This is a genomic window from Acinetobacter sp. CIP 102637 (assembly GCF_000368425.1).
Lineage (GTDB): Bacteria > Pseudomonadota > Gammaproteobacteria > Pseudomonadales > Moraxellaceae > Acinetobacter > Acinetobacter parvus.
The window spans coordinates 16,604-40,357 of the sequence record NZ_KB849433.1; the positions used below are offsets into that span (position 1 = coordinate 16,604).

The 23,754-nt window shown below is 40.9% G+C and carries 21 protein-coding genes and 2 pseudogenes; 6 read left to right on the plus strand and 17 right to left on the minus strand.

What is annotated here, in order from left to right; translation table 11 throughout:
- The first annotated feature begins 44 nt into the window (after positions 1 to 44).
- The gene (locus F967_RS00085) at positions 45 to 695 is read left to right on the plus strand and encodes a hypothetical protein (protein WP_004769867.1); all 651 of its coding nucleotides are present in this window, start codon (positions 45 to 47) and stop codon (positions 693 to 695) included.
- Positions 696 to 929: 234 nt separating this feature from the next.
- Here F967_RS00085 and F967_RS00090 read toward each other — a convergent pair whose 3' ends face one another.
- The 4 genes from F967_RS00090 to tatA form a co-directional block, all read right to left on the minus strand.
- The gene (locus tag F967_RS00090; RefSeq protein WP_004757116.1) at positions 930 to 2,930 is read right to left on the minus strand and encodes a PhoX family protein; all 2,001 of its coding nucleotides are present in this window, start codon (positions 2,928 to 2,930) and stop codon (positions 930 to 932) included.
- A 180-nt stretch (positions 2,931 to 3,110) separates the two neighbouring features.
- Positions 3,111 to 3,875, minus strand: a complete 765-nt coding sequence (tatC, locus tag F967_RS00095) for a twin-arginine translocase subunit TatC (protein WP_004757118.1) — start codon at positions 3,873 to 3,875, stop codon at positions 3,111 to 3,113.
- Positions 3,872 to 4,312, minus strand: coding sequence for a Sec-independent protein translocase protein TatB (gene tatB, locus F967_RS00100; RefSeq protein ID WP_004757120.1), 441 nt, complete (start codon positions 4,310 to 4,312; stop codon positions 3,872 to 3,874). The genes tatC and tatB overlap by 4 nt, the downstream gene beginning before the upstream one ends.
- Positions 4,313 to 4,324: 12 nt before the next feature.
- On the minus strand, positions 4,325 to 4,540 hold the full coding sequence (tatA, locus tag F967_RS00105; RefSeq protein WP_004757122.1) for a Sec-independent protein translocase subunit TatA: 216 nt from the start codon (positions 4,538 to 4,540) through the stop codon (positions 4,325 to 4,327).
- Positions 4,541 to 4,692: 152 nt separating this feature from the next.
- On the opposite strand from tatA, the gene F967_RS00110 reads away from it, so the two are divergent.
- The gene (locus F967_RS00110) at positions 4,693 to 5,580 is read left to right on the plus strand and encodes an AEC family transporter (RefSeq protein WP_004757124.1); all 888 of its coding nucleotides are present in this window, start codon (positions 4,693 to 4,695) and stop codon (positions 5,578 to 5,580) included.
- Between the two features lie 17 nt (positions 5,581 to 5,597).
- On the opposite strand, the gene rdgB is transcribed toward F967_RS00110, so the two are convergent.
- The 10 genes and pseudogenes from rdgB to F967_RS00160 all read right to left on the minus strand — a co-directional run bounded on the left by rdgB (position 5,598) and on the right by F967_RS00160 (position 16,275).
- Positions 5,598 to 6,221, minus strand: a complete 624-nt coding sequence (gene rdgB / locus F967_RS00115; RefSeq protein WP_004757126.1) for an RdgB/HAM1 family non-canonical purine NTP pyrophosphatase — start codon at positions 6,219 to 6,221, stop codon at positions 5,598 to 5,600.
- Between the two features lie 221 nt (positions 6,222 to 6,442).
- Complete coding sequence (locus tag F967_RS00120; protein WP_004682288.1) at positions 6,443 to 7,405, minus strand: IS30 family transposase; 963 nt, start codon at positions 7,403 to 7,405, stop codon at positions 6,443 to 6,445.
- A gap of 92 nt (positions 7,406 to 7,497) precedes the next feature.
- A pseudogene (locus tag F967_RS00125) lies at positions 7,498 to 7,815 on the minus strand (hypothetical protein); the annotation flags it as partial.
- A 1-nt stretch (position 7,816) separates the two neighbouring features.
- Positions 7,817 to 8,398, minus strand: coding sequence for a class I SAM-dependent methyltransferase (locus F967_RS00130; RefSeq protein WP_004757128.1), 582 nt, complete (start codon positions 8,396 to 8,398; stop codon positions 7,817 to 7,819).
- Positions 8,399 to 8,555: 157 nt separating this feature from the next.
- The gene (locus F967_RS00135) at positions 8,556 to 9,143 is read right to left on the minus strand and encodes a tetratricopeptide repeat protein (RefSeq protein ID WP_004757129.1); all 588 of its coding nucleotides are present in this window, start codon (positions 9,141 to 9,143) and stop codon (positions 8,556 to 8,558) included.
- Complete coding sequence (gene metW, locus F967_RS00140) at positions 9,140 to 9,733, minus strand: methionine biosynthesis protein MetW (protein WP_004678509.1); 594 nt, start codon at positions 9,731 to 9,733, stop codon at positions 9,140 to 9,142. The genes F967_RS00135 and metW overlap by 4 nt, the downstream gene beginning before the upstream one ends.
- Positions 9,733 to 10,893, minus strand: coding sequence for a homoserine O-succinyltransferase MetX (metX, locus tag F967_RS00145; RefSeq protein WP_004797344.1), 1,161 nt, complete (start codon positions 10,891 to 10,893; stop codon positions 9,733 to 9,735). The genes metW and metX overlap by 1 nt, the downstream gene beginning before the upstream one ends.
- Before the next feature lie 103 nt (positions 10,894 to 10,996).
- Complete coding sequence (gene leuA / locus F967_RS00150) at positions 10,997 to 12,694, minus strand: 2-isopropylmalate synthase (protein ID WP_004797345.1); 1,698 nt, start codon at positions 12,692 to 12,694, stop codon at positions 10,997 to 10,999.
- A 528-nt stretch (positions 12,695 to 13,222) separates the two neighbouring features.
- Positions 13,223 to 13,906, minus strand: a complete 684-nt coding sequence (locus F967_RS00155) for a Fe2+-dependent dioxygenase (protein ID WP_004797347.1) — start codon at positions 13,904 to 13,906, stop codon at positions 13,223 to 13,225.
- A 98-nt stretch (positions 13,907 to 14,004) separates the two neighbouring features.
- Complete coding sequence (locus F967_RS00160; RefSeq protein WP_004797349.1) at positions 14,005 to 16,275, minus strand: TonB-dependent receptor; 2,271 nt, start codon at positions 16,273 to 16,275, stop codon at positions 14,005 to 14,007.
- A 496-nt stretch (positions 16,276 to 16,771) separates the two neighbouring features.
- On the opposite strand from F967_RS00160, the gene tig reads away from it, so the two are divergent.
- The 4 genes from tig to F967_RS00180 all read left to right on the plus strand — a co-directional run bounded on the left by tig (position 16,772) and on the right by F967_RS00180 (position 21,136).
- Positions 16,772 to 18,103: a trigger factor gene (gene tig, locus F967_RS00165; RefSeq protein ID WP_004797350.1), complete on the plus strand. Its 1,332-nt coding sequence runs from the start codon at positions 16,772 to 16,774 to the stop codon at positions 18,101 to 18,103.
- A gap of 197 nt (positions 18,104 to 18,300) precedes the next feature.
- On the plus strand, positions 18,301 to 18,906 hold the full coding sequence (gene clpP, locus F967_RS00170) for an ATP-dependent Clp endopeptidase proteolytic subunit ClpP (protein WP_004760698.1): 606 nt from the start codon (positions 18,301 to 18,303) through the stop codon (positions 18,904 to 18,906).
- A gap of 41 nt (positions 18,907 to 18,947) precedes the next feature.
- Entirely contained in the window at positions 18,948 to 20,258 is a 1,311-nt protein-coding gene (clpX, locus tag F967_RS00175) for an ATP-dependent Clp protease ATP-binding subunit ClpX (protein ID WP_004683218.1), read from the plus strand.
- A gap of 161 nt (positions 20,259 to 20,419) precedes the next feature.
- Positions 20,420 to 21,136 (plus strand): DUF2846 domain-containing protein, encoded by a 717-nt coding sequence (locus tag F967_RS00180; protein WP_004797353.1) that lies wholly within the window; start codon positions 20,420 to 20,422, stop codon positions 21,134 to 21,136.
- A gap of 18 nt (positions 21,137 to 21,154) precedes the next feature.
- Here the strand turns inward: F967_RS00180 and F967_RS00185 are convergent, their stop codons facing one another.
- The 3 genes and pseudogenes from F967_RS00185 to F967_RS13390 all read right to left on the minus strand — a co-directional run.
- Complete coding sequence (locus tag F967_RS00185) at positions 21,155 to 21,697, minus strand: DUF2059 domain-containing protein (RefSeq protein ID WP_004678494.1); 543 nt, start codon at positions 21,695 to 21,697, stop codon at positions 21,155 to 21,157.
- 101 nt (positions 21,698 to 21,798) lie between these two features.
- On the minus strand, positions 21,799 to 23,322 hold the full coding sequence (locus F967_RS00190; protein ID WP_004797356.1) for a fumarate hydratase: 1,524 nt from the start codon (positions 23,320 to 23,322) through the stop codon (positions 21,799 to 21,801).
- A 125-nt stretch (positions 23,323 to 23,447) separates the two neighbouring features.
- Positions 23,448 to 23,648 (minus strand): annotated as a pseudogene (locus F967_RS13390) (helix-turn-helix domain-containing protein); the annotation flags it as partial.
- Positions 23,649 to 23,754: the final 106 nt, after the last annotated feature.

A 23,754-nucleotide genomic window follows, 5' to 3' on the forward strand; every position in this document is an offset into this window, starting at 1 on the left:
AACCTCAGTCACTATGACTGAGGTTTTTTTATGTAGGAAATAACATGCGTCTTGTGATTAGTTCGGTCTTACTCTGCTTGGGGATGACTTCTTTGCATGCTGCACCCTTATTAAGTGCCAGTATTATGCGCGAGACTCAAACCATTGGGAATGATGGTGTGACACGTACCAGTGTGTTTCAGGAGCGTATGTATCGTAATACACAGAATATCTGGATTGAGCGTGTATTGCCTAAACATCATCAACATGGTCAGGAGAAAGGTGGGCATAAACATTTAGATTTGGCTGAAGCAGCGCAGCATTATTTTATTGATCATAAAAAACAGCCAAAACTCAATTTAGTGTTGATGGAAGATAAAACAGTTGTGCATTTACAGGATGCCGATGTTGATATGTTAGGCTTAAGTAATTGCTGGTCATGTGTTTATTCATTAATCGACCCTAAAAGTCTAAAAGCAATGACAGTGAAGAAAAAGGATGCAAACACTACATGGTATGAGACTCAGAATAAGAAAAATAAAATGAGTATTGAGTGGGATAACCGCAATAGCATTGCCAAACGTGTTGAAGTTCGTAGTCTGGATGGTTTGCGTTACGACATCCTAAAAGCCAATATTCAACAGGTGAATATTGCCGAACCTTGGAAAACATATAGTAAGTTTACAACGAAGGACTATTCCGATTTTGGGGATTAACTGAACTAAAATTGCGTGCTTGGATTTAGCCCCTTCTTAAAGGGGCTTTATCATAATAAGACTCATTAAAAGGGTCAGCGGGGTGATCACTGCGATCCAGAACCTTTTAATAGCCTCAGTTCAACAGGTTGACCCTTCTGGCACTTAAGTCTGTTGAATGATCATCATCTTGATGGATTCCTTCAAGTAAACAAAAGCCGACATGATGTCGGCTTTTGTATTTTCAATGCTTGCTTATTTCGTTGTGGTAGCTTTCTTTTCTACTGAAGGTGCAATTGGATCTGCAGTAATATAACCCACCGCAGCAGCAAAACGGTCTTTGTAGTTTGCACGGACTAAAGGATCAAGTGTCGTTTTTACTTTATCGTGTAATGGAGATTCCCAGTCACCCGGGTGCTGGAAGTTGCTCATGATATAAGTCCAACCATTCACCGCATCTACAGCATGCAAACCTGTTGATTCAGCACCAGCAGGGGTGGATAAAATACGGCTTAATTGTTTGGTATCGACATTATAAGCCCATAAGAAGTTATTGATGTGCATGCCACTATCTTCACCAATGAAGAGGGTACGTAAATTTTCAGAGAACTTGATGTTATCTGGGTTTGCAATTTTATCTGCATTGGCAAGGTTACCTAGGGCATCAGCAGTAGCAAGGTCTTCACCAACCAAAGCCGCAGGAGCTTCCATGTGTATCGATACCCATTCACTATTAATCAACTGGTTTTTTTGATCAACTTGGCTACCTTTTAAGGTGTGAGCATACACGGCACCTGCTTTCGGGCCTTGGACTTGGATATCAGTGGTTTTGTCAATCATAGAAGACTGAACATAAGACATTGCAGAATAAGCAATTTTATCCTTAATGTTGACCGTTGTACCTTCCATTTTGGTGAATCCCATACTTGCACCGACCAAAGCTGCGTAGCGATGGGTTTCAAGGAATGCAGCCTCACGCTCTTTACCTGCAACTAATTTCACCCAGTTATCTTTGCCACTGAAGCGAATCTTGGTATAGCTTGCATCTTTAGGATCAGCAGTTTTGACATCCATAAGATCAGAAATTTTATATTGATCAGCCCAGCCTTTTACTTCATCGCTTGTTGCATGACCAAGATTGATCCAGCTGATATCACCCGCACCTGGGCCTACGCCAGATGTTTGTTTCCATTTAGCAACATAGAGTGTGCCTGCAGATAAATCTTTTTCTTTATCTGCAACGAACATAAACAAGCCGCCATTGGTTGCATCATCACCCATTAACGCCGTGCGGTTATCTGGCATGACTTGTACTAGCTCATGTGAAATACGACCTAAACAGTAATGTTTTTTAATTGAACCCGTACCATCGGTATTAACCGTCACTTCTGGTAAATGACCGTAGTGGTAAGGATTGCCTTTATTGCTGTCGCCAAATAGGTTTTTACTGAATACAGGTAGATAGCTTCCTGCAACGTTATTTGCATCAGGCTCGTATTCTTCACTCGAAAGATGTGTTCCCCATGGCGATAAGCTGGCACCACAAGTAATCCATAAGCCATTGACCTTGGAGGTATCCACATTGTGATATTTCACTAAAGATAAATGACCTGTTTTAGGGTCTTGATCCAGAGTTAAAATGGCAATTGGTGAAGGTAAAAGACCATACATAGAACTTAGGCTTTGATCACGAGTGGTATATTCAAATTGCACCACATGGAAAACAGGATTTCCTGCAACACCTAAGGCTTTTTTATCTGCATCGGTAAAATCTTTACCTGTCGCTTGTTTAAAGCTAATCAACGAGCTTCCATCTGGACAGTCTGAAAAGAATTGGCGTTCTTGCCCTGCTTTTGATTTATCGATAATCGGTTGGTTATTGATATCAACATAACCTCCAGCAAGGATTTTACCGCCTTTGCCATCAGTTACCATGTCACCTGTGGTGAAGAAAGGCTTATAAGCAAGGGTGTAATCGGTTTTTGAACCATCATCCCAATTGATACTGAGCGTTGAGGCAACGGTGGTGGTTGCCATTGCAGCAGGGTTGCTTAGATTCGGAGCTGCCATAGGGGTAAATGTTGCATTTTTAAATTTGGCAGCAGGAGGTGTAGGGGTGATAGCAGAGTCATTATTGTCATCATTGCAGCCTGTTAAAACGGCGGCGGTACTCATTGCTCCGAGGGGTAAAAATGGAACGCCTGCGAACCATTTTAAAATATCACGACGACTTGGCTGATGGGTATTGGCTGTCATAGTAAATCCATTTCTTTAATATAGGGTAAATAAATCCTGATAGATTCTATGAAGCAGAGATGACATTTTTTTGACAGTTTTAATGCAGTTTTAAGACAATTTGTTTTTTATAAGTGACTAAAAAATATGAAATTAAAATAAAAAACTCCCTGAAGTTTTTCAGGGAGTTGTAGGCTGTTTTTAGTCGGCTACTTTTCTTTTTTCCAGTATTTTTCCGAACAGTAAACCAAGTTCAAACAGCATCCACATGGGTACCGCCAGCATAATCATGGACAAGGCATCGGGTGGTGTGACAAACATGGCCACAAAGAAGCAGCCCACAATAATGAAGCGGCGTTTTTCCACCAGACTCTGGGTACTCACCACACCAATTAAAATCAGGACAAGGGTAATAATCGGGATTTCAAAGGTGAAACCAAAGACTAAAAACAGCTTTAAGCAGAAGCTTAAATAACTATTGATGTCGGTCATTGGTGCAACAGTTTCAGGGGAGACACTAATAAAGAAATGCAGAATTGCAGGCAGCGTAATAAAATAAGCAAATGCCACACCCAGATAAAACAGCACGATACTGCCTAACAGCAGGGGAATGGCCAGATGGCGTTCCTTTTCATATAGTGCAGGTCTGATAAATGACCAGATCTGATAAATGATGTAGGGCATCGCCAGCATAAAGGCTACAAATAAATTTAGCTTAAAGGGCGCCATAAATGTTGCAGTAACATCGGTTGCAATCATGGTTGATGTTGCGGGTAACTGCTGTCTTAACGGTTCAGAGAGCCACTGATAAGTGGTATTTCTAAATGGCAATAAGCAGAAGAAAAGAAGAATCGTCACCCCAACAATCTTAAACAGATATTGTCGCAGCACAATTAAATGCTGCATCACCGGCATTTGTTGCAGAGATTCTTCAGTACTGGCTGAGGTTGATGGTAATTGGCTCATACGGCAATCTTTAATTCTGTATCAAACTTTGGTGCCGATAAGGGCGACTCAAGCTGATGAGGTAAATGCTTTTGATAGGCAATACTGAAAGGGACAATACGTTGCTCTGAACAATGGCTATAAATCACGGGTGACTGAGTCTTGGTTTCTGCAACTTCTGTCTCTGACGGTGTTTGTGTGCCTTTAAGCGCATCGAGTTGTTGTTGCATCCTGCGTTCGAGCTCAGTAATTTTATCAATTTCTTTTTGCATTTCTTCACGGAACTCAGAAAGGCGGAGTTCGCGGTCAATTTCGTTCTGAATGTTGTTGATAAATTTTTTAATTTTTCCATACCATTTCGCTACGAACCGGGCAGCTTCTGGTAATTTATCCGGGCCAAGCACCAGCAATGCAATCACTGCAAAGCAAAAGATCTCGGTCATTCCCAAATTCAGCATAGTCGTGCTCGCTTAGCCTTTTACTGAGTTTTCAGTATTTTTAACTTGAGCATCAATGGTGCGAGGTTCATTTAAAGGAGCAGCTGTTTCTTCTTCTTTCATTGATTTTTTGAAGTCTTTTACTGCACCACCGACATCTTTACCTAAGTTTTTAAGCTTAGATGTGCCGAAAAGTAAAATTACGACAATTGCAAAAATTAGTACATGCCAAATTGATAAGCCAGCCATTCTTCTATTCCTATAAAACTTTGCTATATCTCAACAGTTGGCCATGACAAAGATGTGACACTTATATTGCAGTTTTAAGACAAAGCAGCTGTTTTCCTGCAAATAGTGCTAGCATAAGCAGCGTATAAATAAGTGATAAAAACTAGATTGACATGACCTTTATCCTCCCAATAGGCGCCTTTGTTTTCGGGCTTTTGATCGCTCAATTCAAAGTCTCAGAACAGACCAAAAAAATCTTATCTGCTTTATTGGCGCGGTTATTTATTCCTGTAGTGATTATTTACAATATGGTGTTCTATCAGGCAGGTAGCTTTGCACTTATTCTATTTAGTTTCATTTCATCGATCTTGCTGTTTTACTTATTTGCCTATTTCTCTAAAGACCGTTTGCAGGCACTTTGTTTTAGTTATAGCAATATTGGTTGGCTTGGTTTTCCATTCGCCATAGCCTTATTTGGCGAGCAAGTCAGTGCAGCGATGATTGCACTGTATATTGGCGGATCTTTATTTGGCAATATTTGGGCAGTGACTGCAGTTTCAAAAGAATCATCAAACGCCTCAGTGATTTTCCAGAAAGTTTTACAATCACCGCCAGTCTTGGCCTTGTTTGCAGCATTGATTTTATGGCTATGTGGTATTCAACGTTTACAGGGGAATCTTGTTCTAGAAGGGCTGTATGATGTTGCCAAATTTGGGATGAGTTTTGCAGGGATGTGTATTTTAGGGATGTGGCTCAGATATACACGGGTGCATCGGGCTGACTTATGGCTAAATACGCGCACACTGATGCTGAAATTATTGTGTGGTCTGGTCATTTGTAGCGTGACTTATTATTGCATTGAGATTCCACAGATTAAATTCTTGATACCTGTGCTGTTCTTTTTATTTTGTCTGCCGCCTGCCGCTAATATTGTTGCTTTGGAAACGCATTACCAAGGTACGGGCATTTCAGCTCGCTATATTGCTGCAGGAACCATCGTAAGCTGTATGGTGATTGTGATCTATGGTCTATTGCTGCATATAAAAAGTGCCCTCATATAGGAGAGCACTTTAGGGTTTTAAACCAAACTGGCTTTAAACAGCTGCATCGCTTGGCCGCGATGACTGATCTTATTTTTCTCAGCTTTGCTGAGTTCAGCACTCGAAACATTGAGTTCTGGTAGCCAAAATAAAGGATCATAACCAAAACCGTTTTCACCACGTGCGGCGGCTAAAATCTCACCTTTCCAAATGCCTTGGAAAATTTGTGGGAGTGGATCTTCTGCATGGGTGACCAATGCCAAGACACAAACAAACATGCCTTCAATGGTTTCGCCTTCTTTACGCAAAGGTGCAAGATCAGCCAACAGTTTTTGGTTATTGGCAGCATCATTGCCATGTTCGCCTGCATAACGTGCTGAGTAAATCCCAGGTGCGCCACCTAAGATCGGGACACATAGTCCAGAATCATCTGCCAGTGCAGGTTTACCTGAAAGTTTAGATGCATGACGTGCTTTGATAATGGCATTTTCAACAAAGCTAAGACCATCTTCAATCGCATCTTCAATATCGAGTTTGCCTTGCGGAATAATCTCGACAGGAAGATTCAGTTGTTGAAACAGATGTTCAAATTCAACAACTTTACCTTTGTTATTGCTTGCAAGGACAAGGCTGCCTTGGTTGAGCCATGCTTGGGTAGACATGCTGAAAATCTCAATATTTTAAATCAGATGAATTGTACTCGATTTGGTGGTCTAAGTCGGTTGTATATCTTTATGATTAAACACCGATAATAGTAAGTCCATCAACATCTTGTTCTAATAGTTTGCTTAAGAAACGTATAAGATCATCCATCATTTTGATCACTTCCACTTTATATTTTGGATATTTTTTCTTAAAAAATTTTGTTTCTTGTTTGGCGGATTCAAGCGGCAAGTGCAACAGTATAAAAACCAGCCATAACTTCACTCGGTGTATACCAACCTAGGGTTTTTCTAGGACGATGGTTGAGTGCAAATTCTATCTGCTCTATTTGTTCCTTTGACACGTCATCAAACGATGATGATTTTGGCAGATATTGACGGATTAAACCATTCGTATTTTCATTTCTAGCTCGCTGAATAGACTTGTAAGGATCAGCAAAATACGTCTCTATGCCAGCATCAGTAATTCTTTTGTGTTCGGAAAATTCTTTGCCATTATCAAATGTCACACTATAAGCATGGCTCATTTGTAAACGATCTAGTGCACAAGTAATCGTTTGAGAGGATGCTCTCGTTGGCCCTAAATGAACAATATGTACATACAGGCTCTTTCGATCAACGAGAGTCAATAAAGCACCTTTATGATGTTTACCAATCACCGTGTCACCTTCGAAATCTCCTAAACGTTGTCGTTGATCAATGACCTGGTCTCGGCAGTGAATACTTGTTTTATCAATGATTTGACCCCTACGATCCGTGTTTTTGTAACCGCGTTTTCGATATTTCTTCTGATGCCTTAAGTGTAGATGAAGTTTACCACCTTTTGATTTATCTTGATAAATGTACTGGTAAATCCACTCATGTGAAGGTACATCCAGCCAACCGCGTTGTGTTAAAGCACCTGAAATTTGTTCGGGTGACCAGTCCAAACCAATCAAATAATCAATATAAGCGAAGGCAAATGCTGTCATTGATGATGAAGGACGGTACCGTCTTTGACTTGCAAATTTAGCTGCCTGTTGAGCTCTATATCCACGTTGCCCAGTATTTCTTTTTAATTCACGGTAGATGGTTGATCGTGAACGTCCTAACTCCCGAGCAAGGGTAGCGATTGAACTTTTACTTTTCAAAGTAGCATAAATTTCGTATCTTTCATCTTGAGAAAGTTGGGTGTATTTCTTCATTGTGTGCTTTCCAATTGCGAGTTGAAAAAGTCTAATGATTCTATGAATACACCTAACTTTTTCAACTAATTACAAATGTGTTGCACTTGGGATTTGAATCTGCGTTTAAATAAAAGACGAACATTATCGTTATAGCGTAAATATTTTTTAGCTTCTAAGTAAACTTTATATGTATCAAGTTTTGCAATAACTTGCGCTATTTCTCCTGCATCAAGATATGTATTTCCCCAGTGTGACCAAGGCTTTTTATCCCTTAAAAATAAGTGCTCTACTAAAGAAAATGCGATTTCATCAATGACAATTGAATGATCACAATTTGGATTTTGTTGCAAATCATAGGGAATGATCTGCATGTTAAGACCAGCATAAATTCCATCTGAATAGGGTGTAACGGTAAAAGAAAATTTCATGCTAAAGTTTTTTCAAAATCAGTGTGTGGAAATTCCAGAATTTAATTTTTCCGTGAGCATTTGGATGTTCTGTTCTGGTTTCTTGATTCAATAAAATTTCATAATCTTCAATGAACAGTTGTTTAATTTGCTGGCGATTAAATCCTTGCATGGTCTGAGGCTGTTGTAATAACCAAGCATCATTTTGACCTAAAAGTTGTATTAATAAAATCCCGCCTTGCGGCAAGGCATGTTTCATCTTTGCGAGTACATGATCAATTTGGCTAGGGGCGCAAAAGAACAGACTGAATAGGGCAATGATAATACTGGCTGATGGAAACGGATAATTCTCAAAAACATGATTTGAGAAAAAGAATTTAGGATGATTTTTAAATCGATACTGACATGCCCGTTGTGCTGCTTCAGAGGGATCAAAGGCATAAACCCGATAGTCATGTTTGAGTAAGAAGGCTGCTTCATTGCCTGCGCCACATCCACAATCAATGGCAACACGAGGGAGGGTCGCATCAATATACTGGAGTGCATATTCCAAGATCGGACGATGTGATTGATCTTGGGTGAGTTCCGCACATATCTGAGACATGAGTACTAAAAAATGAACAATTTAAGATAAATAGCAGCTTAAGATCTTTTTGTAAAAGTAGAAATTGAACTACATTTAAATCAATTTGGAATAAAACCAATAAAAAACCGACTCTTACAAGTCGGTTTTTTATATTACTCAATAGATCTAAGCAAGATTATTGCGCTTGAATCCATTTATCAGCACGGTCACGTGCAGTACGAATCTGATCTTGAGTCAAGTTAGCAGCCAACGCGGTTTTCTTCCCTTCAGATAGGCTGATGACTTTAGTATCCAGCATGCCATCACGGGTAGATAATTCATACCATTGATAAGCACCAACAAAATTTTTCTTTTGCTCTTCCATCATTGCAAGATTGAAGCTGGCACGGTTATCGCCATTACTCGCAGCTTTCTCGAAATATTTACGCGCCAAAGCTTCATCTTTCTTCGTACCGATGCCATCTGCATACATACGACCGACATTTAACTGTGCAGCAGATAAACCTTGATCTGCTGCTGCCTTGAATAAAGTGAAAGCTTGTTTTTCATCTTTAGCCACTTCTTTACCAAACTGGTAACGTGTTGCTAGATAAAATTGTGCCCCAGCTTGACCAGATTTTGCTGCGCTTTGTAATTCACTGATACCCATCACTGAATATCGCGCTGCCTGTGTTGCAACTGATTGTGGTTGAGCAACATAGTCAGCGTGCGCTTGTATACTGATCAGACCAAATAAAAATGTGCTGATAAATGTCTTTTTCATAGAGCGCTCACTCGATAAATTGCGACTTCACCAAATAGGTTCGGCATATGCTTACTGAGCATACTACCTTGTTGGTCACCATTGACGGCAAGTCGATTAATAATTTTAATCCGATTCTCAGCACATAGGGCTTCAAAGTCACGGAAAGTACATAAATGAATATTCGGAGTGTTATACCACATATAGGGTAAAGCTTCCGAGACAGGCATTTTCCCTTTCAATGCAAGAAAAGAACGAGTCTTCCAATACGCAAAGTTTGGAAAAGTAATAATTGCCTGTTTTCCGACACGCACCATATCACGAAGTAATACATCGGGCGCATCTACAGCTTGCAAAGCTTGTGCCATAACCACAGAGTCAAACGACTGGTCGGCAAAACGGCTTAAACCCAAGTTTAAATCCTGTTGGATAATATTTAACCCTCGACTGATGGCAATTGCAATCTTTTCTTGATCGATTTCTAAGCCGTAAGCACGAATATTGTGCTGTTTGCTCATATGCGCCAGTAATTCACCATCACCACAGCCTAAATCCAGTACGTTGGAATCAGGTTTAATCCATCTTTCAGCCAGTCGTTGATCTATACGCATTAGATATTCTCCAAACGGGTCGATTGCAACTGTTGCGCTCCACCTAAAAAGGCTCTTAATGTTTTCACATAGAGTGGGATAGGGAACAAGAACGAATCATGACCTTGTTCTGCATCAATATCTAAGTAACTGACGGGCTTATGATTATCAATTAGAGCATCAACTAATTCTTGTGAACGACTTGGGCTGAAACGCCAGTCAGTCGTAAATGAAATCACCAAGAATTTGCATTTAGGCTTGCTCATTGCTTTAGTCAAGGAATGTTCATACTCACGAGATGGATCAAAATAATCCAAGGCCTTGGTCATAATCAAGTAAGTATTTGCATCAAAATTGCGACTAAATTGTTCGCCTTGATAACGTAAATAACTTTCAACTTGGAATTCGACATCAAAGCCGTACATAAATTTGCCAGATTTCAAATCACGACCAAATTTCTGTTTCATGGCTTCTTCAGACAAATACGTAATATGACCGACCATACGTGCCAAAATTAACCCACGTTTTGGATAACTGTCATGTTCCAAGTAACGCCCATGATGGAAATCTGGATCAGACAGAATTGATTGGCGAGCAACTTCATTAAAGGCAATATTTTGTGCCGATAATTTTGGTGCACTGGCAATAATGACACATTTTTTTAAACGATCAGCATAGTCCAATGACCATTGTAGTGCTTGCATGCCACCTAACGAACCACCAATCACGGCAAACCAAACATCAATTCCGAGGCGATCAGATAGCATGGCTTGGGTTTTGACCCAGTCACGCACAGTGACTAATGGAAAATCTGGACCATAAGGACGATTTTCATTTTCAGGGTTTGGCGATGTTGGGCCTGTTGAACCATTACAACCACCAATATTATTTAAAGAAACAATAAAAAAATGATTGGTATCAATCGCTTTGCCGGGACCAATACAGCTATCCCACCAACCTGCTTTTTTATCATCTGCATGATGATAACCCGCAGCATGATGATGCCCAGATAATGCATGGCAAATTAAGATTGCATTGGATTTATCTGCATTAAGTGTTCCATAGGTTTCAACCATCAAATCAAAACGTGGCAGGATACGCCCACATTCAAGCTCTAATGGTTGCTCAAATTGAAATTTTTGTGGTGTGACTAAACCCACTGAATCCGATGGAAAAGACACTGGAATGATTCGCCTTGTATAAATCTTTGATCAATAATAAAAGGATACCAATTCAGGTATCCTTTCAAAAGTCATTTTTTCTGATATTACAACTCAGCTTTGCTTAAACTGCCGCAGCAGCAACTTGCTCAGTTGTAAGTACGCCTTGTTCAATTAAACGATTGGTACATGCAATAATCGCTTCAATGGATGAGGTGACAATGTTGTCATGTACACCTGCACCAAATGCGCTCTTACCTGTGCCTTTGACCTGAAGTTCAATTAAGGCAAGTGCTTTAGCATTTGCACCTGAACCGATGCTGCGTTCTTCATAATTTACAACATCAATTGGCAATTGTAACGCATCGAGCATTGCCGAAATTGGGCCATTACCTTCACCGCGTAAACGTTGTACTTCACCATCAATTTCAATATCTAATTCAATGATTTGTGTACCATTGATGTCAGACAATTGATAATGCTTGGTTTGGTAATGACGATTTTTCACATCCACATAAGTGTTCTGGAATAAGGTCCAAATTTCATGTGCACTGATTTCTGTACCGTTTTCATCAGTATGTTGCTGTACGATTTGGCTGAACTCGATTTGTACTCGGCGTGGTAAAGCAACGTTGTAGTTTGACTCTAACAAATAGGCAATACCACCTTTACCAGATTGGCTATTGACACGAATCACCGCATCATAATCACGACCTAAATCTTTAGGATCGATTGGCAAGTATGGCATATCCCAGATCTCTTCATTTTTCTGGAATTCGAAGCCTTTTTTAATCGCATCCTGATGCGAACCAGAGAATGCGGTAAAGACTAAATCACCTGCATATGGATGACGTGGGTGCACAGGTAAACCTGTACATTCTTCAACTGTTGCAATGATTTCATTGATATTGGAGAAATCCAAGTTTGGTGCGACACCTTGGGTATACATGTTCAACGCTATCGCAGCAACATCGACGTTACCTGTACGTTCACCATTACCAAACACGCAACCTTCAACACGATCAGCACCCGCCATAATCGCCAATTCTGAGGCAGCGATACCACAACCACGGTCATTGTGACAGTGAACTGAGATAATCACGCCATCACGACGCGCCAAGTTACGGTGCATCCATTCGATTTGATCGGCATAGACATTTGGTGTTGAAACTTCAACCGTTGCAGGCAAGTTTAAGATCACTTTATTGGTTGGAGACGCTTCCCAAATTTCCGTGACCGCATCACAGACATCTTTGGCAACTTCCAATTCTGTTGCAGAAAAACACTCTGGACTATATTGGAAAATCCATTCAGTTGCAGGGTATTGTGCTGCGTATTCTTTGACTTTATTTGCTGCATTAATTGCAAGTTGCTTTGCGCCGTTTGCATCTACATTCAATACTTTCTTACGGAAAGTCGGAGAGTTTGAGTTGTAGATATGCACAATCGCACGTTTTGCACCGACCAAAGACTCAAAGGTACGTTCGATCAAATGGTCACGGGCCTGTACCAACACTTCAATATACACATCATCAGGAATCAAATTTTCTTCAATTAACTTACGAGTAAAGTCAAAGTCAATTTGTGAAGCCGATGGAAAACCAATTTCAATATGTTTAAAACCAATTTTGACCAACATATGGAACATTTTTAATTTTTGATCCATGTTCATCGGTTCAAAAATGGCCTGGTTACCATCACGAAGATCGGTACTCATCCAGATTGGCGCCTGATTGATTTCATTGTTCGGCCATTGGCGATCTGGTAAATCCACACGCTGATACATACGGCGGTATTTCTTGCTTGGGTCAGCCAACATCATGAGATAACTCCTTGTTGTAGCATGGTTGCTGCTTCAAAATAAATGCAACGTGCTACGAATATATATGGTGTCTATAACAATTAATTTAAAGAGAATATGTTTTAAGTGCCTAAAACTAGACAGGAAAATTTATATGCGCGCGAGGCGCAGCATCAGCGATGCAACGTGAGGTTTCAGGTTAGACGAGTAGGTAACACGGTCGTTTGTATTCATCATCTGCCATTCATATTTGTGATTCGGTTTCTTTGCATAATGCCGAACAGTCTAGGCGAAAATAGTCTGCTCTGCAAAGAACGATAATTTATTTTAATGACAATTCATGCGAAATATTTTCCTATTTTTTGCAGTATTTGGATAAAATAGGAAAATATTTTTCATTAATGACAAGATTTTTGGGAATTAAAAAATGAATAGTGTGTGTTGCAGAAATAAATACGATCTATTTAAATGATAAGACTCTTTCATCATTGTTTAAGCTGTCTTTATTTTTCCTCATCGGGATAAATAAAAGGAATTTATGAAAGAAGTCTATAATTCAGCCCATTTCCGCATTAAGTTGTGATACAAATTGGTCAGCTTGATGACTTCCTGATGGGTATCGCCCAACTGCATTCTTAAGTTTTGCACGCTTTGGTCGAGCTTAAATAACATATCACGTTCAGCATCATCCCGAATCATGCTTTGTACCCAAAAAAATGATGCAACACGACAGCCTTCGGTCACCGCCGTAACTTCATGCAAACTGGTCGAAGGGTAGAGCACCATATCACCTGCGGGTAATTTCACTTCGTGGTAGCCGTAGGTATCTTCAATGACTAATTCACCACCGATATATTCTTCAGGTTCACTTAAAAATACGGTACAGGATAAATCGGTGCGTAAACGTTCGTTGCTGCCACGAATACGTCGGATTGAGTTATCAACATGAAAGCCAAAAGACTCCTGTTGTTCATAACGGTTGAATAAGGGTGGAATAATATCGAGTGGAACAGCCGCAGATAAAAATAACGGATGTTGTCCTAAAGATTCCAGAATGATATTGCTGAGATGTTGCGTCAGCGGTAGGTCTTCTGGGAGTTGCTGATTATGTTTGACGGTTGCGGAGAGTGTTCCTGCGGTGACTTTGCCATTGGTCCATGTCACTTGATCCATTTCAGCTCTAAAGTATTGAACCTGTTCTTTGGTGAGGACGTTTGGAATATGGTGAATCATCGGGCAACTCTGCTATGAAAAGATAATCAAGATGAAAATAGCCCCATTGTAGAGGCTATTTCAAGAAAAACCCATAATTTTTTTATGGGATTTCAGGCTTAGTATTTAAAATTAACAGAAAGCACTGCACTGCGACCTTCGGCTTCTGCTGCATAGTGAGCAGCATAGGCTTTAGTGAAATAACGCTTGTCTGACAAGTTATTGACATTTAACTGTAAATCAACGTTTTTATTCACGTTATAACGTGCCATTGCATCGTAACGAACATAGCTTGGGACATAGAGTGTATTTGCAGCATTGCCATACACTTTATCCATATACGTTGCACCGCCACCTACAGTGATTTGTGGTAAAACTTGGTAGGTAGTCCATAAAGTTGCTGAGTTCTTCGCAACGTTTTGAACTTGATTACCATTCGTTGGGTTTGCCACATAGTTACCATTACTATCTTTAACGAAGCCAGCATCTACGATTTCACTGTCTAAATAGGTATAGCCAACCGATACTGCCCATTTATCAGTCATTTTACCATTTGCACCCAGTTCGATACCATCAACACGAGTTTTACCAATATTTCTTGTGAAACCATCCGTATCTAATGCACGTGTATTGGTTTTTTCAGTACGGAACACAGCAGCAGTTAGGTTCAGGCGATCTTGTAACAGATCCCATTTCGTTCCTAACTCATAAGTTTTGACTTCTTCTGGCTTTAAGTTATTAATCGCACGTGCCTGTTGATCAGTTGTACTACGACCTGGAACGCTAATCCCTTCTGAACCATCGCCTGCGTCAACACCGACAGGGTTCGCTGCGGTTGCATAGCTTAAGTAAATTGAACCATTTTCTACAGGTTTAAAAGTGACACCTGCCTGATAGTTAAAGAAGTCATTGCTTGAGCTGTATTGAGTTCCAGCCTTGATTGATCCTGAATCTTTATTGTAATTGATATCAGTGTCAAATTTGTCCCAGCGAACACCTAAATCCAATAACCATTGTGGTGTGATTTCAATGTTATTTAAGGCATAAATTGACTGGGTTTTAGAGGTAATATTAGTGACGTTTGGATTTGCTTGTACTTGACCCAACCATGCGTCATTTGGATTCGGATTGTTGAGGTCAGTACACCAGCCATTTGAATAGGTAAGCGTACAAGCATTGTTGGCACCACTACCTGCAATTTTTGAGGTATTAGGATCAGTCACAATGTTAGTGCCACGATCTGAGTCTTGCTTACTATATTCAGCACCAATATTGAATTTATGCTTCAGGAAACCTGTATTGAATTTACCTGTTAATGCCAATTGATCGGTAAAGCTGTCGGTATTTGTCAGGTTGGTATTCACACGACGCCAAACTTTACCATTGACAATGTTGCCTTGGCTGTCATCGGGTTGAGTCCATAAGTAATCATTTTTTGATTTACTATACACGGCTGTATTGCTGAGCGTTAGATTATCATTCAGATCATGTTCGAGTTTAAGTGTTGCAATCTGATTTTCCTGTTTTTGGAAATCACGCTCTTTCCAGCCATAGTAAATGCCTTGTTTCACATCAACTGGTTTACCAAAGGTTGATTTTTTAGTGGCATCATACTGGTAAGGTACGCCTGAATCAGGAGTATCATCGGTTTTTAAATAATAATAGCTCAGCGTTCCACGTGTTGCGCTATCTAAACCGAAGCTAATACTTGGCGCAATCCCTGCACGTTTATATTCTGCACCATCATGCTGACCTGCTTTTTCATTTTGGTGTCCCATCACCACAACACGGCCAGCAATACCATGTCCGAAATCTTTATTGCCATCTAAGGTAATACGTGCATAGTTATCTGTACCACCAGCCACCGAACCTTCAATAGAGTCGCCTGCTTTAGCTACTTTAGAAATGAGGTTAATGCTTCCACCAGTACCGCCTGCACCGCCTAATGTAGAAGCAGAACCTTTCGTCACTTCGACTTGTTCAACGGCAAACATTTCACGGTTTTGTGAAGTTGCACTACGGACGCCATCGACATACATTGAGCTTTCAGAGTTATAACCACGAATAAATGGGCGATCGCCATTTGGATTGCCGCCTTCACCTGCACCAAGCGTAATCCCTGGGACTGTACGTAGGGCATCACTTAATGTCGTAACTTGAGTATCTTCAATTAATTGTTTTGAAATAATAGAAACTGATTTTGGCGTATCCAGCAAGGGTGCAACGTATTTGCTATTTGCCGATTGGTCTACTTTGAAACCTTGTTCTTGTTCCGCTTTTACATGAATGGTTTCAAGTTGTGCAGCTGTATTATCTGCATATGCCATTGCTGACATAGTTGAGAGAATTGCCGTACTCACAATTTTTTTACGAGATTTAATGAAAGACATAAGTTGGAAAATCCAAAAGCTAAATAAAGTACATGCAAAGGATAATCATTCTTGTTTATATATGCATTTACTTTTGATTGGTTTTTCCTATTCTAAATTCATAAAAAATGGAAAAATAAATGATTAAATATATTTTTACAATTTAAATGTTTGATTATTCTTGTTAATTGTAAAAACGATTAATCTTATTTTTTTATTTGTAATTTAGATTATGTATATAAAGTATTATTTCTGTAAGGATTAGGGCGAAAGAGTTTGCAAGATCTATGTTCCTCATGAGTCGATAGTTAGTTATAAGCCTAAATTCACTTATTAAAAAATTGTGTAAAAGCATCACCAAAACATTGATAGGGAAACCTTGATTTGATGAGGGGATTCACCTGCACGGATAGAGAATCTCGCTGGCTTTTTGAATATCTGTTTTGTATATCTATAAAGATGTCATATAATGTGGCACTTTAAAAATTGTTACTACTAACTATATATCGAGGAAGCCATGCAAGTAACGACTGAAGCGGTTTCGGGCGTTGCCCGTCGTTTAAATGTTTCTGTACCGACGAGCCGTGTTAACGAGCAATTTGAAGCTCGCTTAAAACGCACTGCCAAAACTGTGAAGATCAACGGCTTCCGTCCAGGTAAAGTGCCTTTAAATGTTGTTCGCCGTGAATATGGTGCGGGCATTTATCAGGAAGTGGTGAATGAAATCATTCGCGACACTGTGTTCGAAGCAATTCAACAAGAAAAAATCAATGCGGTAGGTATGCCGAACATTGAGAAAGTTGAAAACAAAGATGGCGCTTTAGTGTATGAAGCAACTGTTGAAGTTTATCCAGAAGTGGAAGTGAAAGCTTTTGCAGACCTGGAAGTTGAGCGCAAGGCTTCAGAAATCAACGACAAAGACGTTGATACCATGATTGAGAACTTGCAAAAGCAACGTGCTTCATGGGCTGAAACCAAGGGCATGGCGAAAAAAGACATGCAAGTGACTTTCGACTTCGAAGGCACTATTGATGGTGAAAAGTTCGAGGGCGGTGCGGCTGAAGACTTTAAACTGGTTCTTGGTTCAGGTCGCATGATTCCTGGCTTTGAAGACGGCATCATCGGCATGAAGAAAGGCGAAGAGAAAGTGATTGATGTGACTTTCCCAGAAGACTATCAAGCTGAAAACTTGGCGGGTAAAGCAGCTCAGTTTAAAATCACTGTGAAACTTGTTGAAAAACAAAAACTTCCAGAAATTGATGCTGAATTCTTAAAAATCTTTGGTTTAACTGAAGAAGAAGGCTTGGACAAATTAAAGGCTGACGTTCGTAAAAATATGGAACGTGAAGTTCGTAACGGTCTTCGTAACCAAGTTAAACAAGCTGCATTTGATGCCCTTGTCGCTGCAAACGAAATCGAAGTCCCAGCGTCAATGGTTGCTCAAGAAATTGACCGTCAACGTCAACAAATGATTCAGCAGTTCACGCAACAGTTTGGTGGTCAGGGCGCTGGCGCATTTGACAGCAGCATGCTTCCAGATGAATTGTTCAAGGAGCAAGCTGAAAAATCAGTGAAACTTGGTGTGTTGGTGAGCAAAGTATTGGCTGATGCTAAACTTGAAGTTGACCAGGCACGTGTTGATGCTTATATCGACGATATGGCTTCTTCTTATGAAGACCCAGCAGAAGTGGTTGAATACTTCAAAAATGACAAGCAGCAACGCGCTCAAATTGAAGCTGTTGTGCTGGAAGATCAGGTTGTTGACCACATCCTGGCTTCTGCTAAAGTAAGTGATGTAAATGTAAGTTATGAAGACTTGTTAAAAGAGCAACAGGCACGCCGTGGCTAATCTTTTAAAAGTTTAGAAGAAAGGCGCTTGATGCGCCTTTTTTTATGCATGTTATGAAAGTGTTAATTTGTCGAAAAATGACTCGGTTTTGCCATAAATAATCGAATATTTCAGGTTGAACCTTTTGCAATTTCATTGATTATCCCTCATATTGTTGGCATAGATCGAGTCAGAATAATTTAGGAATAAATAAACCTATGTATGTTCCAACAATTGAAAGTGCTTTAGTTCCTGTCGTCGTTGAACAGTCATCCCGTGGCGAGCGTTCTTTTGATATTTTTTCACGCCTGTTACGTGAGCGTGTGATTTTTTTAACAGGTGAAGTTGAAGACAACATGGCCAACTTAATCGTGGCGCAGATGTTGTTTCTGGAAGCTGAGAATCCAGAGAAAGATATTCATCTTTATATTAACTCACCAGGCGGTTCCGTAACTGCGGGTATGGCGATTTATGACACCATGCAGTTTATCAAACCAGATGTCGTGACTTACTGTATGGGACAAGCAGCGTCAATGGGTGCATTTCTGTTGAATGCGGGTGCCAAAGGCAAGCGTTATTGTCTTGAGAATGCCCGTGTCATGATTCACCAGCCGTTGGGTGGTTTCCGTGGTCAGGCTTCTGACATTGAAATTCACGCACGTGAGATTCTCTTTATCAAAGAGCGTTTAAACCGTTTGATGGCTGAGCATAGTGGTCAGAACTATGAAACTGTCGCACGTGATACAGACCGTGACAACTTTATGACTGCACAGGCGGCAAAAGAATATGGTTTGGTTGATCAGGTCCTGAGCAAGCGTCCTTGATTTTTGAAAACTAGGTTTAAGATTTAAGTTGTGGAGTAAATATGTCCGAACATCCTCAAGGACAAAAACATTGTTCATTTTGTGGTAAGACGCAATCGGAAGTTGGAAAATTGATTGCAGGTGAGGACGCATATATTTGTAATGAGTGTGTGGATGTCTGCTTGGATCTGGTACAAACCAGCCAACAGGTTGAAGCGGGGGATTGGGCAAGCAAGGCATTGCCTAAGCCACATGAAATACGTGCTGCCCTTGACCAATATGTCATTGGACAGGATATTGCGAAAAAAACCCTGTCTGTTGCTGTGTATAACCACTACAAACGGTTGAAAGTTGGGCAATCCCACCATAAACATCAGGATGTTGAAATCGCAAAAAGTAATATTTTACTGATTGGACCAACAGGTTCAGGTAAAACTTTGCTGGCGCAAACACTTGCCCGCTTGCTGGATGTTCCATTTGCCATGGCAGATGCAACCACACTCACTGAAGCAGGTTATGTGGGTGAAGATGTTGAAAACATCGTGCAGAAGCTATTGCAGAAAGCGGACTACGATGTAGAAAAAGCGCAGAAAGGCATTATCTATATTGATGAGATCGACAAGATCACCCGTAAGTCTGAAAATCCATCCATTACCCGTGATGTTTCGGGTGAGGGTGTACAGCAGGCACTGTTGAAAATGATTGAGGGTACTGTTGCCTCAATTCCACCTCAAGGTGGACGTAAGCATCCTCAACAGGAATTTATCCAGATTGATACCTCAAATATTCTGTTTATTTGTGGTGGCGCATTCTCTGGTCTGGAAAAAATTGTCCAGCAACGTCAGGAAAAGGGCGGGATTGGCTTTACCGCTGATGTGAAGAATAAGGATGATCGTAAGAAAATCTCTGAATTGTTCCGTCAGGTTGAGGCAACTGATCTAGTCAAGTTTGGCTTGATTCCTGAATTCATTGGCCGTTTGCCTGTGATTGCCACTTTGGAGGAGCTGGATGAAGAAGCGCTGATGCAGATTCTGACAGAACCGAAGAATGCATTGACACGCCAATATCAATACCTGTTCACAATGGAAGATGTGGATCTGGTGTTTGATGAGTCTGCATTGCGTGCGGTGGCGAAGAAAGCGCTGGAACGCAATACGGGTGCACGTGGTCTACGTTCAATTCTGGAAAATGTTTTGCTTGAAACCATGTACGATTTACCAAGCCGTACAGATGTTGGTACAGTGATTGTGGATGAAGCCGTGATCAATGGCACCGCAAAACCAACCTATAAGGCTGAGCGTTTGCCGCAGGTGACCACGCCTGAACTGGTGGAAAAAAAAGACCTGAAAGTGATTGATTCCAAATCGGCCTAACTGCAACGGTTTATCACTCATCTAAAAAAGCATGAAAGGTTTAGCTTTTCATGCTTTTTTTATTTGCAATTGGTCAGTGAGGTGTTAATCTTAAAAATTGGAAAATCCGCATAGTTTTGCGCTGTTAACAATAAATTCAAGAAAACGCCTTGAGGGATGTCATGCGTTATTTAATATTGTCATTATGTTGTGCTGGGGTATTGGCTGGCTGTCAAAGCCACAAGGCCGTTGAGGAAAAACCAGCAGCACTGACTGCAACGCTACCACCAGTGGATACTGAAAAAGAACCAGGCTTGTTTGATCAATACCATATGGGTGGCTTCACTGTAGGCGGTTGGGTCAATCAAAAGTTGGGTCAATACTTCACACCAGTTAAACCACAAAATGAACAGGCGGCTGTTGTGTATCTGTATCGACCAGATTCGCGCTGGAACCGTCAGGAAATTGCGGCGGTCAACCTGTTTATCAATGGTCATCGTATTCCAAGCCTGTTACATAATCATTATTACTGGGTTGAACTCCCTGCGGGAACTTATCGTTTCAGTGCAAGCCGTCCTTTGGCAGGATTACATTTCCAGAAACCGAAATATCTGGACCTGACAGTGGATGCCGCGCAAACCTATTTCATCAAATATGATGAGGAAAACAAGATTTCCCGCAGTGAGCATACGGGTCCGTGGATGGTGATGCCTGACAAGGTCGCCCGTCAGGAAATCGCGTTTACCCGTTTAAAATCTTCGAGCTACAACTTTGTTGCACAGGATGAATCGGGAGAGGTTCGTGCCAAGCCTCAGGAGCTCAAGCCCGTTAAATATGATGAAAAGTCTGAAGTACTTTTGGTCAAGCCATTTAAAATCTGGAATCCCTTAACCTGGTAAACTGACACAGAACAGGGACTATTCAGGTTGAACCAGTGGTTTGATGATGGTTAGGAACTGTTCCTTTAGTTGTGAGCTTTGCTCTGGATCATTCAGGCTTTGCTGGCTCAAATGACTCATATACTGAAAAACATTGGTGCTGATTTTCAATGTTTTTTGATTAATGGATCTACCCTCAGGCGTTTTTAGGAATTTTAAATAAGCCTGCACTTCTTCCTCACTTAATGTCTCGGCATAAATTTTTTCTATGGCCTGTAAGGTTTCGGGTCGGGCAAACACTTTTGAACTGGTGTCTTTCAACAATTGGCTGAGTTCGAGTACAGCCAGCTGTTCCTGTGTGGTGGTTAATTTATCCTTGTTTAATACCCTTAGCAGGATGTTTTCAGCTTCTGAATCCAATGTCGGCTGCATTTCATCCAAAGAGGTATATAGGATATTTTCAAACTCACTCAGTTTGATCAGCTCTTTTACAGACTGGGTTCGTGCTGGTGTGGCAAAGACACTTTGCATGGTGCTGATCAGGCATAAACCAACCAGCACGCTCGATATATTTCTATTCATGTTTTTGTCCTTATTGTTGTTTTGTTTTTTATAATCTAACAGAAGCACTGGGCAAAAAAATAGCCGAATACAATGATTCGGCTATTTTTCTGATAAAGGCGTTATTGAGCAGCATCAACCACTGGAATTTTACCAATCTTCGCTTGCCAGATTTTTGGTGCAGTCGCGTGGATAGACGTACCATTGACATCAACTGCAACAGAAACAGGCATATCTTCAACCACAAACTTGTAGATGGCTTCCATACCTAAGTCTGCAAAAGCAACGACTTCAGCCTCACGAACTGCTTTAGACACGAGGTAAGCTGCACCACCAACGGCCATTAAGTAAGTTGCTTGATTATCTTTGATCGCTTCGATTGCAGCAGGGCCACGTTCTGCTTTACCAATCATACCGAATAAACCAGTCGCTTCTAGAACTTGACGCGTAAATTTATCCATACGCGTTGCAGTTGTAGGACCAGCAGGACCAACGACTTCATCACGAACAGGATCAACAGGACCAACGTAGTAAATGAATTTACCTTTGAGGTCGACTGGAAGTTCTTCACCATTATTTAACATGTCGACCATGCGCTTATGTGCAGCATCACGACCTGTATAAATTGTACCGTTAAGAAGTAAAGTATCGCCTGGTTTCCAAGAGTTCATTTCTTCTTGTGTAATGGTATCAAGATTCACACGTTTTGATTGAGATGAATCCCAAGTTACAGCAGGGTAGTCTTCAAGTTTAGGTGCCTGAATATGCGCAACACCTGTACCATCTAACTGGAAATGTGCGTGACGAGTCGCAGCACAGTTCGGAATCATACCGACTGGCTTACCTGCTGCGTGGCATGGGTAATCCTTGATTTTAATATCAAGCACTGTGGTTAAACCACCAAGACCTTGTGCACCAATACCCAGCGCATTCACTTTCTCGAAGATCTCGATACGGAGTTCTTCCATTTTGCTTTGTGGGCCACGACGAAGTAATTCGTCCATGTTGATTTCTTCCATGAGTGCTTCTTTTGCAAGCATCATGGCTTTTTCAGCAGTACCACCGATACCAATACCGAGCATACCTGGTGGACACCAGCCTGCACCCATCGTTGGTACAGTTTTAAGTACCCAATCTACGATTGAATCAGATGGGTTTAGCATCGCAAGCTTGGATTTATTTTCTGAACCGCCACCTTTAGCCGCAACGGTAATATCAACTTTATTACCAGGTACGAGTTTGTAGTGGATGACAGCAGGTGTATTGTCTTTGGTGTTTTTACGACCAAAAGCTGGATCAGCAAGCACTGAAGCACGAAGTACGTTTGAGTTTTCTAAGTAACCTTGGCGTACACCTTCGTTCACTGCATCGTCTAAGCTCATGGTTAAATCAAATTTAACATCTAAGCCGACTTCAAGGAAAACGTTGACGATCCCTGTATCTTGACAGATTGGTCGATGACCTTCAGCACACATACGTGAGTTGATCAGGATTTGGGCAATTGCATCTTTTGCAGCTTTGTTTTCTTCACGGTCATAGGCACGGCTCATCGCTTGGATGAAGTCCTGTGGGTGATAGTAGGAAATAAACTGCAGGGCATCCTTGATTGATGTAATCAAGTCATCTTGTTTGATGATCGTTGTCATATCAAATTTCTCTTGAGCGGGCGATTAGCTGGCGGGCTAAATTATATGACAAAAAGTTATCATTGTGGGAGTTTTAGCGCACATTTGGCCAAAGGTCTAAACTAGCAATAGAGGCGTTGAGGTTTCTAGTTTTTTCGCATCTGGGAGGGGGAGTAGCCAAAATGCTTTTTAAAGCGATGGCTAAAATGGCTGCTTGAACTGAAACCGTAATTTGTAGTAATTTCGGTCAAATTTGCTGTGGTCAACTCTAGTGCCTGATGAGACAGCTCAAGTCGGCGTTGCATCACATATTGATGCGGTGGCATGTGCATGGATTGCTTGAAAAGAGGTGGTCCCGCTTGTTTGATATACAAGAGGTCTCGATTCTTCTTATTTTACTTCATGAGCATTTGCTCTCGTGATAGGTGGCATGGATGCTACCTTGTTAGACTG

Excerpts from the sequence above, each read along its gene's own strand:
- F967_RS00090 (WP_004757116.1), bottom strand. The coding sequence starts at position 2,930 with ATGACAGCCAATACCCATCAGCCAAGTCGTCGTGATATTTTAAAATGG.
- clpX (WP_004683218.1), top strand. The coding sequence starts at position 18,948 with ATGTCCGAACATCCTCAAGGACAAAAACATTGTTCATTTTGTGGTAAG.
- F967_RS00120 (WP_004682288.1), bottom strand. The coding sequence starts at position 7,405 with ATGAAGAAATACACCCAACTTTCTCAAGATGAAAGATACGAAATTTAT.
- F967_RS00180 (WP_004797353.1), top strand. The coding sequence starts at position 20,420 with ATGCGTTATTTAATATTGTCATTATGTTGTGCTGGGGTATTGGCTGGC.
- tatC (WP_004757118.1), bottom strand. The coding sequence starts at position 3,875 with ATGAGCCAATTACCATCAACCTCAGCCAGTACTGAAGAATCTCTGCAA.
- leuA (WP_004797345.1), bottom strand. The coding sequence starts at position 12,694 with ATGATGTTGGCTGACCCAAGCAAGAAATACCGCCGTATGTATCAGCGT.
- rdgB (WP_004757126.1), bottom strand. The coding sequence starts at position 6,221 with ATGTCTACCCAAGCATGGCTCAACCAAGGCAGCCTTGTCCTTGCAAGC.
- tig (WP_004797350.1), top strand. The coding sequence starts at position 16,772 with ATGCAAGTAACGACTGAAGCGGTTTCGGGCGTTGCCCGTCGTTTAAAT.
- tatB (WP_004757120.1), bottom strand. The coding sequence starts at position 4,312 with ATGCTGAATTTGGGAATGACCGAGATCTTTTGCTTTGCAGTGATTGCA.
- F967_RS00160 (WP_004797349.1), bottom strand. The coding sequence starts at position 16,275 with ATGTCTTTCATTAAATCTCGTAAAAAAATTGTGAGTACGGCAATTCTC.
- F967_RS00185 (WP_004678494.1), bottom strand. The coding sequence starts at position 21,697 with ATGAATAGAAATATATCGAGCGTGCTGGTTGGTTTATGCCTGATCAGC.
- F967_RS00085 (WP_004769867.1), top strand. The coding sequence starts at position 45 with ATGCGTCTTGTGATTAGTTCGGTCTTACTCTGCTTGGGGATGACTTCT.
- F967_RS00190 (WP_004797356.1), bottom strand. The coding sequence starts at position 23,322 with ATGACAACGATCATCAAACAAGATGACTTGATTACATCAATCAAGGAT.
- clpP (WP_004760698.1), top strand. The coding sequence starts at position 18,301 with ATGTATGTTCCAACAATTGAAAGTGCTTTAGTTCCTGTCGTCGTTGAA.
- F967_RS00130 (WP_004757128.1), bottom strand. The coding sequence starts at position 8,398 with ATGTCTCAGATATGTGCGGAACTCACCCAAGATCAATCACATCGTCCG.
- F967_RS00155 (WP_004797347.1), bottom strand. The coding sequence starts at position 13,906 with ATGATTCACCATATTCCAAACGTCCTCACCAAAGAACAGGTTCAATAC.
- F967_RS00110 (WP_004757124.1), top strand. The coding sequence starts at position 4,693 with ATGACCTTTATCCTCCCAATAGGCGCCTTTGTTTTCGGGCTTTTGATC.
- F967_RS00135 (WP_004757129.1), bottom strand. The coding sequence starts at position 9,143 with ATGAAAAAGACATTTATCAGCACATTTTTATTTGGTCTGATCAGTATA.
- metW (WP_004678509.1), bottom strand. The coding sequence starts at position 9,733 with ATGCGTATAGATCAACGACTGGCTGAAAGATGGATTAAACCTGATTCC.
- tatA (WP_004757122.1), bottom strand. The coding sequence starts at position 4,540 with ATGGCTGGCTTATCAATTTGGCATGTACTAATTTTTGCAATTGTCGTA.